The following is a 12,995-nucleotide window of genomic DNA, read 5'->3' as shown; positions in this document are numbered from 1 at the left end:
TTAGCCGGTTGCGCGCAGTTCGGCGTCGAGAATCTCGGCGAGGAAATGCCCCGTGTGGCTCTTCTTCACGCGCGCGAGTTGCTCGGGCGTGCCTGTCGCGAGCACCTGGCCTCCCCCGGCGCCGCCCTCGGGTCCCAGGTCGATGAGCCAGTCGGCCGACTTGATGACGTCGAGGTTGTGCTCGATCACGACGACGGTATTACCCTTGTCGACCAGACCGTTCAAGACGAGCAATAGTTTGCGCACGTCCTCGAAGTGCAGCCCGGTGGTCGGCTCGTCGAGCACGTAAATGCTGCGGCCCATGGATCGCTTCTGCAGCTCGGTGGCGAGCTTCACTCGCTGTGCTTCGCCGCCGGACAGGGTGGTCGCGCTCTGGCCGAGCCTCACGTAGCCGAGGCCGACGTCGACGAGGGTGTGCAGGTAGCGGCTGATGGAGCCGATCGCCTCGAAGAATTCCGCCGCCTCGCTGATCGGCATGTCGAGTACTTCGGCGATGTTCTTGCCCTTGTAGCGCACCGCGAGCGTGTCGCGGTTGTACCGGGCGCCGCCGCAGACCTCGCAGGCCACGTACACATCCGGCAGGAAGTTCATCTCGATCTTGATCGTGCCGTCGCCGGAGCAGTTCTCGCAGCGCCCGCCCTTGACGTTGAAGCTGAACCGGCCGGGAAGGTAACCGCGGACCTTGGCATCCGCGGTTTCGGCGAAGAGATTGCGGATCTTGTCGAACACGCCGGTGTAGGTCGCGGGGTTCGACCTCGGCGTGCGGCCGATCGGGTTCTGGTCGACGTGGATGACCTTGTCGAGGTTGTCGAGACCGGTGACCCGGGTGTGCTTGGCGGGAATCTGCCGCGCACCGTTGAGTTCGTTCGCGAGCACCCGGTACAGGATGTCGTTGACGAGCGACGACTTGCCCGACCCGCTCACGCCCGTGACACCGATGAACGTACCCAGCGGAAAGTCCACCGTGACGTTCTTGAGATTGTTTGCGCGCGCTCCCTCGACCGTCACCATGCGCTTCTTGTCGACGGGGCGGCGGCTCGCGGGAACCGGGATCGACTTTCGGCCGGAGAGATAGTCCCCGGTGATCGATGCCGTGTTCGCGATGAGGGCCTCGTAAGACCCCGAGTGCACGACGGTGCCGCCGTGCTCCCCGGCGCCAGGACCGATGTCGACGATCCAGTCCGCGGTGCGGATGGTGTCTTCGTCGTGTTCGACCACGATGAGGGTGTTGCCGAGGTCCTTGAGCTTCACGAGGGTCTCGATGAGCCTGCGGTTGTCCCGCTGATGCAGGCCGATGCTCGGTTCGTCGAGCACGTAGAGCACGCCGGTGAGGCCTGAGCCGATCTGGGTGGCCAGGCGGATGCGCTGGGCCTCGCCGCCCGAGAGCGAGCCGGCGGCACGCGCGAGGTTGAGGTAGCTCAGACCGACCTCGATGAGGAACTCCAGCCGCAGGCGGATCTCCCGCAGCACCTGCGCGGCGATCTTGGCCTCGCGCTCCGAGAGCTCGAGCAGCTGCATGAACTCGTAGGCGTCAACGAGGCTCAGCTCGGTGACATCCGCGATGTTGTGCTCGTGCACGGTGACCGCGAGCACCTCGGGCTTCAACCGTTTGCCGTCGCAGACCGGGCAGTTGACCTCGCGCAGGTAACTTGCATAGCGCTGGCGGGCCGAATCGCTCTCGGCTTCGAGGTACTTGCGCTCGATGTACGGGATCACGCCCTCGAACCCGGTCGAGTACTTCATCTCGCGACCGAATCGGTTCTTCCACTTCACCGTCACCTTGAAGTCGTTGCCGCGAAGCACGGCCTCGCGCACCTCGTCGGGAAGTTCACCCCAGGGGGTTTTGAGCGAGAAGTCCAGGTCGCTAGCGAGCCCCTCGAGCAGTCGCTGGAAGTAGTTGAACAGTCCCTTGCCCGACTGCGTCCACGGCAGGATCACGCCGTCGGCGAGGCTGAGGGCCGGGTCGCCGAGGAGCAGCTCTGCATCGACGGACATGCGAGTGCCGAGGCCGGAGCACTCCGGGCACGCGCCGAAGGGAGCGTTGAACGAGAACGTCCTCGGCTCGATTTCGGTGAGCTGCACGGGGTGCCCGTTCGGGCAGGAGAGCTTCTCGGAGAAATTGCGCCAGGCGGCGTCTCCGGTCTCGTCGACGAAGTTGATGGCGACCACGCCATCCGTCAGTCGCAGCGCGGTCTCGAGCGAGTCGGTGAGCCTGGTGAGGATGTCGTCGCCGGCGACGAGGCGGTCGACGACCACCGAGATGTCGTGCTTGTACTGCTTCTTGAGGGTCGGCGGAGAGCTGAGCTGGATCGCCTCGCCATCGACCAGAGCCCGCGAGTAGCCGCTGGCCGCGAGGTCGCGGAACAGGTCGACGAACTCACCCTTCTTCTGCGAGACGACGGGGCTGACGACCTGGTAGCGCGTGCCCTCCTCGAGAGTCATCAGCTGATCGGCAATCTGCTGCACGGACTGGCGGGAAATGCGCTCCCCACACATGGCGCAGTGTGGGACGCCGATTCTCGCCCACAGGAGGCGCATGTAGTCGTAGATCTCGGTGATCGTGCCGACGGTCGAACGCGGGTTGCGGTTCGTTGACTTCTGGTCGATGGAGACGGCGGGGCTCAGCCCGTCGATGAAGTCGACATCCGGGCGATCGACCTGCCCGAGAAACTGTCGAGCGTAGGCGGAGAGCGATTCGACGTAGCGGCGCTGGCCCTCGGCGAAGATCGTGTCGAAGGCGAGGGAAGACTTGCCGGAGCCCGAAAGACCGGTGAAGACAACGAGGGAATCGCGCGGGATGTCGAGGTCTACGTTGCGGAGGTTGTGGACGCGCGCGCCATGAACACTGAGTTTCGAAGGGGATTCCACACGCGAGATAGACACTCTATAGATTCTATCCAAGCCACTGACATTGGCTCCGGCCCGTTCGCTGATCGCGCACTCCGTCAGCGGCCGACCGTTCCGCGACCGAGCACGGCGAAGGTCGTCTGCCGAAGTGGCCGCCCCTTTTCTCCGGTGAGCGCACGACGCAGTGCGCTCAACACGTCATTGCGGCGCCCAGGTTCGAGTGACTCGACGATCGGCCAGTACGGGGTGCCGCCGATACCCGCCGCCGCTTCCTCACCGGAGGGCCACTCAAGCTCGAGCTCCTGCACCGCGACGTCGACATCGATGAATCCAGCGGCCGACAGTACCTCGCGCATCTCAGCTTCGGACATCGACATTGCGCCACTGGCCGAACCGCGGATGAACGGAGTGTCGAAACCTGCGGCGACAAGGACTTCGCCGTAACTGTCGAAGGGCTCGAGGCGTCGTCCAGCCGCCCACACTGCGACGCCGATCGTTCCGCCCGGACGAAGCACCCGACGCATCTCGCGGGCCGCGGCAACCCGATCCGGGATGAAGGGGAAGCCCTGTTGGCAGAGTGCGACGTCGACGGTGTCATCCGGTAGGGCGATTGCTGTGGCCGGCGATTCCAGCACTTCGATGGCGGCGCCATCCGGGTCGGCACCGAGTTGAACGTGCGAGAGCATTCCCGTGCTGATGTCGCTCGCGATAACCCGGCCGCTCGACCCGACTGCACCGGCGGCCGCTCGAGCGACGGCACCCGTTCCCGAAGCGACATCCAGAACGGTCTGTCCCGCTTCGAGTCCGACGAAGGCAACCAGCCGTGCGGCCCACGGCTCGAAGATCACCGGTTGCAGATGCGTGCGATACGAATCGGGTATCGACCTCGACTCGAAAGGGCCGCCCGTGTCTGATTGCATGTGAACATGCTCACACTCGGCAGGTTCGGCCGATAGCTTCGCAGGAAGTTACATCAGCTGATGTGTCCGGCCGCAGCCATCTGCCTGAGCTCCTTCTTCAGGTCGGACACCTCGTCGCGGAGGCGTGCGGCGAGTTCGAACTTCAACTCACCAGCGGCGGCGAGCATCTGGTCGTTGAGATCACGGATGATCGACTCCAGATCGTTGGCGCCCGCAGCAGCGAGACCCTCGCGCCGCAGTCCGGGCGTTGGCGACCTCTTGCGCCCGTCACGACCGGCGAGTAGCTGGGCCGTGTCGGCATCCTCGCGAGTGAGTGCGTCGGTGATGTCGGCGATCTTCTTGCGCAGGGGCTGCGGATCGACGCCGCGCTCCTTGTTGTAGGCGATCTGCTTGTCTCGCCGACGATTGGTCTCGTCGATGGCGATCTTCATCGAATCGGTGAGCACGTCGGCGTACATGTGAACGGCGCCCGAGACGTTTCTGGCTGCACGCCCGATGGTCTGGATGAGGGACGTCGATGAGCGCAGGAATCCCTCCTTATCGGCATCGAGGATGGCAACGAGGGAGACCTCTGGCAGGTCGAGACCCTCTCGCAGCAGGTTGATGCCGACCAGCACGTCGTAGACGCCCTGCCGCAGTTCGGTGAGCAACTCGACGCGACGCAGGGTGTCGACATCCGAGTGCAGGTAGCGAACTCGAACGCCTGCCTCGCCGAGGAACTCGGTGAGCTCCTCCGCCATCTTCTTGGTGAGGGTGGTGACGAGCACCCTCTCGTCTTTCTCGGTGCGCTGGCGGATCTCTTCGAGCAGGTCGTCGATCTGGCCCTTCGTGGGCTTCACGACGATCTGCGGGTCGACGAGCCCGGTGGGTCGGATGATCTGCTCGACGACGCTATCGGTGATGCCGAGCTCGTATTTGCCCGGCGTGGCCGAGAGATAGACCTTCTGACCTACCCGGTCGAGGAACTCGGAGAACTTGAGCGGCCGATTGTCGAGGGCGCTCGGCAGCCGGAATCCGTGCTCGACGAGCGTGCGCTTGCGGGAGGCGTCACCCTCGTACATGGCCCCGATCTGCGGCACGGTCACGTGTGACTCGTCGATGACGACGAGAAAGTCCTCGGGGAAGTAGTCGATGAGGCAGTGCGGGGCCTCCCCCGGTTGGCGCTGGTCGATGTGCCGCGAATAGTTCTCGATGCCGCTGCAGAAGCCGATCTGCTCCATCATCTCGAGGTCGAAGGTGGTGCGCATGCGCAGCCGCTGGGCCTCGAGCAGCTTTCCCTCGCGCTCGAGCTCTTCGAGTCGCTCGGCGAGCTCGACCTTGATCGTCTTGATGGCGGCGTGCATGCGGTCGGTGCCTGCGACGTAGTGCGACCCGGGGAAGACGGAGACAGCATCCAGGGTCTTCACCACGTCTCCCGTGAGCGGGTGCAGGCTGTACAGCGCCTCGATCTCGTCACCGAACATCTCGATGCGGATCGCGAGCTCCTCGTACATCGGGATGATCTCGATCGTGTCGCCGCGCACCCTGAAGTTTCCGCGCGAGAAGTCCACGTCGTTGCGCTGGTACTGCATGGAGACGAACTTGCGGATGAGCGCCTCGCGATTGATCTTCATGCCCACCTGCAGCGCGATCATGGCGTCCAGATATTCCTCGGAACTGCCGAGGCCGTAGATGCAGGACACCGTGGAGACGACGACGACATCCCTGCGGCTCAGGAGCGAGTTGGTTGTGGAGTGCCGAAGCCGCTCCACCTCGGCGTTGATCGAGGAGTCCTTCTCGATGAAGGTGTCGGTCTGCGGAACGTAGGCCTCGGGCTGGTAGTAGTCGTAATAGGAGACGAAGTACTCGACCGCGTTGTTCGGCATGAGTTCCCGGAACTCGTTGGCGAGCTGGGCCGCGAGGGTCTTGTTGTGCGCGAGCACAAGGGTGGGGCGCTGCACCTGTTCGATGAGCCAGGCCGTGGTCGCTGACTTGCCGGTTCCCGTCGCGCCGAGGAGCACGACATCCGTCTCCCCCGCGTTGATGCGCCCGGCGAGCTCCGCGATCGCGGCAGGCTGATCGCCGCTTGGCGTGTACTCGCTGATGACCTCGAAGGGGCGAACGGAACGGGTGGGTTGCATGTTTCGATTCTAGATTCGGCCCCTGACACGCGGCCGGAGCATCGCTCTCAGCGTATGCGGTGCCAGAGCGCGTCCACCTGCGCCAGGGTCTCTTCGATCGTTCCGTTGTTGTCGATGACGACGTCGGCAATCGCGAGGCGCTCGGTGTCGGTGGCTTGTGAGTGCAGCCGGTGCTGTGCCTCCTCACGGTTGAGTCCACGAAGCTCGACCAGGCGCCTGAGTCGTGTCTCCGTCTCCGCGTGCACGACCACGGTGAGGTCGAAATCGGCTGCCCTGGAGTTGCCGGACTCGGCCAGAAGCGGAACATCGTAGACGACGATCGCATCCGGGTCGGCGCGCCCGGCCTCGGCGATCAGTTCGCGGGTGCGCTTCCAGATGGCCGGGTGCGTGATCGCGTTGAGTTTCTCCCGGGCCCCGGAGTCCTGAAAGATGATGGAGCCGAGTACCGGTCGATCAAGCGACCCGTCGTCCTGGATCACCCGGGCACCGAACGTCTCGGCGATCTCTGCCAGCGCCGGCGAGCCAGGTTCGACCACCTGCCTGGCCAGCACATCCGCATCGATGATCACGGCCCCGAGCTGCGCGAGCCGTTCACTGACCAGAGACTTGCCGGATGCGATCCCCCCGGTGAGCGCTATGAGGTACACGGGCGTTCGATCTGCTGCACGCGCACCATGCTACCGGCGGCGGCCGGGCCCGCGAAAACGGCTGGGCACGCGAAAACGGCCGGGCCCGCGAGGACCCGGCCGTTATCGACAGGTGATCAGGAGTTGCTGGACAGCTTCTCGCGAAGGGCTGCAAGCGACTCGTCGTCTGCGAGCGTTCCGGTCGAGCCGGAGTCGCTCGAGAACGAGGACCCGGCGGACGGTACGTCCGACAGGGTCTCGTTGGCTGCGGCGGCAACCTGCTTCTTGTGCGCCTCCCAGCGAGCCTGGGCTGCAGCGTAGTCCTGCTCCCACTTCTCGCGCTGGGTCTCGAAGCCTTCGCGCCACTCGTTAGTCTCGGGGTCGAAGCCCTCGGGGTACTTGTAGTTGCCCTGCTCGTCGTACTCGGTGAGCATTCCGTAGAGTGCCGGGTCGAACTCGGTACCCTCGGGGTCAACGCCCTCGTTGGCCTGCTTGAGGCTCAGCGAGATGCGGCGACGCTCGAGGTCGATGTCGATGACCTTGACGAAGACCTCGTCACCCACGGACACGACCTGCTCCGCGAGCTCGACGTGCTTGCCCGAGAGCTCGGAGATGTGGACGAGGCCCTCGATGCCGTCTGCGACGCGAACGAACGCACCGAACGGAACGAGCTTGGTGACCTTGCCGGGCGCAACCTGCCCGATCGCGTGGGTGCGGGCGAATACCTGCCACGGGTCTTCCTGCGTCGCCTTGAGCGACAGGGAGACGCGCTCGCGCTCGAGGTCGACCTCGAGGATCTCGACGGTGACCTCCTGGCCAACCTCGACGACCTCCGAAGCGTGCTCGATGTGCTTCCAGGACAGCTCGGAGACGTGCACGAGGCCGTCAACACCGCCGAGGTCGACGAACGCACCGAAGTTGACGATCGACGAGACGACACCCTTGCGAACCTGGCCCTTGGCGAGGTTGTTGAGGAAGGTCGTACGGCTCTCGGACTGGGTCTGCTCGAGGAGTGCACGGCGCGAGAGCACCACGTTGTTGCGGTTCTTGTCGAGCTCGAGGATCTTGGCCTCGATCTCCTGGCCGAGGTACGGCGTGAGGTCGCGGACGCGGCGAAGCTCGATGAGCGATGCGGGAAGGAAGCCTCGGAGTCCGATGTCGACGATCAGGCCGCCCTTGACGACCTCGATGACCGAACCGGTCACGACGCCATCGGCATCCTTGATCTTCTCGACGTCGCCCCATGCGCGCTCGTACTGTGCGCGCTTCTTGGACAGGATGAGACGGCCTTCTTTGTCTTCCTTCTGGAGGACGAGGGCCTCGACGCTGTCGCCGACCTGGACGACCTCTGAGGGGTCGACGTCGTGCTTGATGGAGAGCTCGCGCGAGGGGATGACACCCTCGGTCTTGTAACCGACGTCGAGGAGAACCTCGTCACGGTCGATCTTGACGACGACACCCTCGATGAGGTCTCCGTCGTTGAAAAACTTCAGTGTCTTTTCGACCGCGGCGAGAAAGTCTTCAGCAGATCCGATGTCGTTGATGGCGACCTGCTTGGGTGCCCTGTCGGTCGTTACGATTGTCATGTAGTAGTTGCTCCAGGATGTGGACATGCCCCTGCGGGCACAATTCAGGCCACTGTCGAGATGGTGCTGTTGATGGTTTCGCCAGTGGCAGACGGATAGAACATCGCAGACTGCGACTCTCTAGCTTATCGTGTCGGGCAGGACGCTGCCAAGCCGGTGAAGTGGCACGGCTGGCGGCATCCTTCGAGGCCCGATCCCGGTACTACTCGAGCAAGGCCACCCGCAGGGTGTCGAGGCCGACGCCGCCGATGTCGAGCGCCTTCTTGTGGAACGCGCGAATATCGAAGGCCGCGCCCTCGCGACGGCGGTACTCGTCGCGCAGCTGCTCCCAGATGCGCTGACCGACCTTGTACGACGGAGCCTGGCCGGGCCATCCGAGGTAGCGGTTCACCTCGAAGCGCACGAACGGCGCGTTCATATTCACGTTCCGGGCGAGGAACTCGAACGCGAACTCGCCCGTCCACGGGCCAGAGCCGTCGGGCAGCGTCTTCTCGAGGTGTACGCCGATGTCGAGCACGACGCGCGCCGCCCGCATGCGCTGGCCGTCGAGCATCCCGAGTCGGTCTGCGGGGTCGTCGAGGTAGCCGAGCTGCTCCATGAGTCGCTCCGCGTAGAGCGCCCATCCCTCCGCGTGCCCCGACGTTCCGGCATTGCGGCGCCAGCTGTTGAGCATGGCCTTGTTGTAGGTGGCCTGCCCGATCTGGAGATGGTGCCCTGGGACGCCCTCGTGGTACACGGTCGTGAGTTCGCGCCAGGTGTCGAACTCCGTGACGCCCTCCGGCACGCTCCACCACATGCGACCCGCCCTGGAGAAGTCATCGCTCGGGCCGGTGTAGTAGATGCCACCCTCCTGCGTCGGTGCGATCATGCACTCGAGCCGACGCACCTCGGCGGGGATGTCGAAGTGGCTTTTGCCGAGTTCCTCAACCGCGCGGTCGCTCGTCTCCTGCATCCAGCGCTGGAGCGCGTCTGTACCGTGCAGTTTGCGGCTCGGATCGCCGTCGAGAAACTCGATCGCTTCGTGTACCGAGGCGCCGGTCTTGATCTCGCGGGCGATGTGCTCCTGCTCTGCGGTCATGCGAGCCAGCTCGCCGATGCCCCACTCGTAGGTCTCGTCCAGGTCGATCGTGGCGCCGAGGAAGTCGCGCGACGCCAATTCGTAGATCTCGCGGCCAACGGCATCCTTCTCGGGAGCGTGCGGAGCAAGCTCCGACCCGAGGAAGTCTGCGAGTGCGCCGTAGGCCGCGGCCGCCTCGGCCGCTCCGGCCGAGAGATCGCGCGCGAGCGAATCCGGCAACTCGCCCGTCTCCGGACGCGCGTTGCCTGCGAGCTGATAGAAGAATCCGGAGTCCTGCACCTGCTTGTGAGCCTGGGTAATGATTTCTCTCAGCTGGCGGATGGCGGGCACGTTGCCGGAACTGATGCCCGAGCGCAGCGTCTCGATGTAGCCGTTCATGGCGGTCGGGAGGTTGTGCAGGCGCAGGGCGATGCTGCGCCAGTCTTCCTCGGTCGCTGTGGGAACGAGATCGAAGATGTCGCGCAGTTCCTGCGCGGGCGACGCGATGACGTTGAGGTCCCGCTGGTCGAACCCTGCCTCGTGCTTGTCGATCGCCAGCTGCAATTCGCGGGACAGGTCCATGACCGTGATGCGGTCAACATCGTCCTGCGGAACGGCCTCGGTGATGCGCCTCAGCGTCTTCCGGGCTTCGGCGATGGCGCGCTCGGCGCCAGCGGGTGAGTAGTCGGAGTACTCACCTTCGCGCCCCGGCCTGCCCAGGTACACGTGCATTTCCGGATGCAGTTCGAGTTCGGTGTCCACCCACTCCTCGGCGATGGCGTCTACCGGGGTGGGAGCCCTGTGCTCCGTCGCGCCGCTCATGCCTTGTCCAGATCGGTCGAGAGGAGAGCGGCGAGCGAATCGAGCGCCTCGTCGGCGCCATCACCTTCGGCGGTGAGAACGACCTCGTCACCGTGGGCGATCCCGAGGCCGAGCACGCCAAGAATGCTTGCCGCGTTCACCGGCTGCGCATCCGGTCTGCTCAGTGTCACCGTGACACCCGCCTGGGCCGCGGCCTGACTGAACAGCGCGGCCGGACGTGCGTGCAATCCGACAGCCGAAGCCACCACCACTCTTCGTTCAGCCATGATCTTCTCCCCTGTGCTTTCGGTTTCGTCGTGCAGCGTCAATGCGCGGCCGCATCCCAGTTTCGGCCCGTTCCAACCTGAACGTCCAGTGGCACCCGCAATTCCTTGGCGTCGGCGGCGTGACCCATGCGGTTCCGCACGATCTTCGTCATCGTCTCCAGCTCGCCATCCGCGATCTCAAAGACGAGTTCGTCGTGCACCTGAAGCAGCATTCTCGAGTCGAGGTGCTGCTCGCGCAGGTCATCGGCGATGCCAAGCATGGCGATCTTGAGGATGTCGGCCGCAGAGCCCTGGATCGGTGCGTTCAGAGCCGCGCGCTCCGCATTGTCGCGCAGCACGCGGTTGGAGGACTTGAGATCACCGAAGGGCCGTCGCCGACCGAAGATCGTCTCGGTGTAGCCGTCTTCCCGCGCCTGTTCGACGACGCCGCGCAGGTAATCCCGCACCGCGCCGAAGCGTTCGAAGTAGTCGGCCATGAGTTGCTTCGCCTCCGCGGTGTCGATGCGCAGCTGCTTCGAAAGACCGAAGGCGCTGAGGCCGTAGGCGAGGCCATACGACATGGCCTTGACCTTGGTGCGCATCTGCGCCGTGACATCGCCCGGCTCAACCCCGAAGATGCGGGAGCCGACGAAGCGGTGGAGGTCTTCCCCGGAGTTGAACGCTTCGATGAGTCCGGCGTCACCGGAGAGATGCGCCATAATCCGCATCTCGATCTGGGAATAGTCGGCGGTGAGCAGGGTGCTGAATTCCGGTCCACACTCGAACGCCGAACGAATCTGCCTGCCCACCTCGGTCTTGATCGGGATGTTCTGCAGGTTGGGGTCGGTCGAGGAGATCCGTCCCGTGCTCGTACCCGTCTGGTCGTAGCGGGTGTGCACCCGGTTATCGGCGGCGATCGACTTGGCGAGCGTGTCGACGATCTGGCCGAGCTTGGTGGCGTCGCGGTGCTGAAGCAGCAGGTCCAGGAAGGGATGTGGGTTCTGTTCCTGCAGATCGGCGAGGGAGGCGGCGTCGGTGGAGAACCCCGTCTTGTTCGCCCGGGTCTTCGGCATGCCGAGATCTTCGAACAGCACCTGCTGAAGCTGTTTCGGCGAGCCGAGATTGACCTCGCGCCCGAGTTCCGCATACGCACGCTGGGCGAGATCGGATGCCCGCTCCCCCAGTTCACCGGCGAGCCTGCCGAGGATGTCGCCGCTCACCGTGATGCCCGTGAGCTCCATCGTTGCGAGCACCGGCAGGAGCGGAAGTTCGATCTCGTCGAGCACCGCGCGGGAGCCGGGATCGAGTCGTTCGGCCAGGTAATCCGCGAGCTGGAGGATGTACCACGCCTCTGTCGCAGCGCTGACGGCCTCGACATCCGGCACGAGCTGATTCGGGTCGGCCTGGGGAATGCGGACGCCGAGAAGGTCGTAGGCCTGGGTGGCGAGGTCCTGCGCGCGACCGCCCGGCTTGATCAACCATGCGGCCAGGGTGACATCGAATGCGATTCCCCTGAGCTCCATGCCCGCCGCTCGCAGCGCCTTGAGCTGTGGCTTGGAGTCGAACAGGAACTTCGGAGCGTCGCTTGCGAGCCATTCTTCGAGGGCACGGTAGTCGGGGCGCCCAGGAGCCCACGGCACATAGGCAGAGTCGTTCTCGCTCGCGAGACCGAATCCGGCGATTCCGTCCGGGCCGAAATCCAGCTGCACCGCGAGCGGCACGACGCCGCTGTCCGTGGCCTTCGTGAGCCAGAATCCGAGCTCCTCGTCGACGAGCGTGCGCACGGGCGGGATCTCGGCTGTGGGGGTGCCGGGCTCACCATCGATTTCGGCGACGGCGGTCGAGACCTCATCGCCGGCGGCGGCCGCGATTTTGAGCACGCGGTCGAGCAGTGTGCGGAACTGAAGCTTGTCGAACACCTCGCGCACCGCCGCCTCGTTGATCGACCGTCGCTCGAGATCGGCTGGACCGATGGGAAGCGGAATGTCGGTGAGCAGGTGGTTGAGCTTGCGATTGCGAATCGCATTCTCCTTCTGCTCGCGAAGCTTCTCGCCGACGACGCCCTTGATCTCGTGCGCGTGCGCCAGGATCTCATCGAGGCTGCCGTACTGGTTGATCCACTTCACGGCGGTCTTTTCACCGACCTTGTCGATGCCGATGAGGTTGTCGCTTGTCTCGCCGACGAGGGCGGCGACGTCCGGATACTGGGCCGGTTCGATGCCGTAGCGCTCGAACACCGCGTCGCGGTCGTATCGCTTCAGCTCGGAGACGCCGCGCGCGTTCGGGTAGAGAAGCGTCACGTCGTCGTTGACCATCTGGATGGCATCGCGGTCGCCCGAGACCACGAGCACCCGGTATCCCTGCTCTGCACCCTGGGTCGCGAGGGTGGCGAGGATGTCGTCCGCCTCGTAGTCCTCCTTCGTGACGGTGATGATGTTCATCGCCTTCAGTGCCTCTTCGAGAAGCGGAATCTGCCCGATGAATTCCGGCGGCGTCTCGCCTCTCGTGCCCTTGTACTCGGGGTATTCACGCGTGCGGAACGAGTACCTCGAGATGTCGAATGCGACGGCGAGGTGGCTCGGCTTCTCCTTCTGCAGGAGGTTGATGAGCATGGCGATGAAGCCATGGATGGCGTTCGTGTGCTGGCCCTCGCGGTTCTGAAAACTGTCGACCGGAAGGGCGTAAAAGGCACGAAACGCGAGCGAATGGCCGTCGATTATGAGAAGGGTAGGCTTTTCGTTGTCCGACACGCAGCAAGCCTAGCCGCGGCTG

General features: G+C 64.7%; 8 protein-coding genes. All 8 read right to left on the bottom strand.

The window, feature by feature from the left end:
* The 8 genes from uvrA to polA all read right to left on the bottom strand — a co-directional run bounded on the left by uvrA (nt 1) and on the right by polA (nt 12,973).
* Nucleotides 1-2,883 (bottom strand): excinuclease ABC subunit UvrA, encoded by a 2,883-nt coding sequence (uvrA, locus tag ABUA37_RS05210; protein WP_349898069.1) that lies wholly within the window; start codon nt 2,881-2,883, stop codon nt 1-3.
* A gap of 62 nt (nt 2,884-2,945) precedes the next feature.
* Nucleotides 2,946-3,767: a class I SAM-dependent methyltransferase gene (locus ABUA37_RS05205; protein WP_349898068.1), complete on the bottom strand. Its 822-nt coding sequence runs from the start codon at nt 3,765-3,767 to the stop codon at nt 2,946-2,948.
* 53 nt (nt 3,768-3,820) lie between these two features.
* On the bottom strand, nt 3,821-5,887 hold the full coding sequence (gene uvrB / locus ABUA37_RS05200; protein WP_349898067.1) for an excinuclease ABC subunit UvrB: 2,067 nt from the start codon (nt 5,885-5,887) through the stop codon (nt 3,821-3,823).
* Between the two features lie 47 nt (nt 5,888-5,934).
* On the bottom strand, nt 5,935-6,534 hold the full coding sequence (gene coaE, locus ABUA37_RS05195) for a dephospho-CoA kinase (RefSeq protein WP_349898065.1): 600 nt from the start codon (nt 6,532-6,534) through the stop codon (nt 5,935-5,937).
* A 116-nt stretch (nt 6,535-6,650) separates the two neighbouring features.
* Nucleotides 6,651-8,099, bottom strand: a complete 1,449-nt coding sequence (rpsA, locus tag ABUA37_RS05190; RefSeq protein WP_349898064.1) for a 30S ribosomal protein S1 — start codon at nt 8,097-8,099, stop codon at nt 6,651-6,653.
* 202 nt (nt 8,100-8,301) lie between these two features.
* Nucleotides 8,302-9,978 carry a DUF885 domain-containing protein gene (locus ABUA37_RS05185; RefSeq protein WP_349898063.1) on the bottom strand — a complete coding sequence of 559 codons (1,677 nt, stop codon included), beginning with the start codon at nt 9,976-9,978 and terminating at the stop codon, nt 8,302-8,304.
* Entirely contained in the window at nt 9,975-10,244 is a 270-nt protein-coding gene (locus tag ABUA37_RS05180; RefSeq protein ID WP_349898062.1) for an HPr family phosphocarrier protein, read from the bottom strand. Before ABUA37_RS05180 ends, ABUA37_RS05185 begins: the two co-directional genes overlap by 4 nt.
* Before the next feature lie 38 nt (nt 10,245-10,282).
* Nucleotides 10,283-12,973, bottom strand: coding sequence for a DNA polymerase I (gene polA, locus ABUA37_RS05175; RefSeq protein ID WP_349898061.1), 2,691 nt, complete (start codon nt 12,971-12,973; stop codon nt 10,283-10,285).
* Nucleotides 12,974-12,995 lie beyond the last annotated feature (22 nt).

It is taken from the genome of Parafrigoribacterium soli, from assembly GCF_040227235.1.
In the GTDB taxonomy this organism is placed as follows: Bacteria; Actinomycetota; Actinomycetes; order Actinomycetales; family Microbacteriaceae; genus Parafrigoribacterium_A; species Parafrigoribacterium_A soli.
The sequence above is the reverse complement of the archived record's forward strand: the minus strand, read 5'-3'. Positions and strand labels throughout refer to the sequence as shown.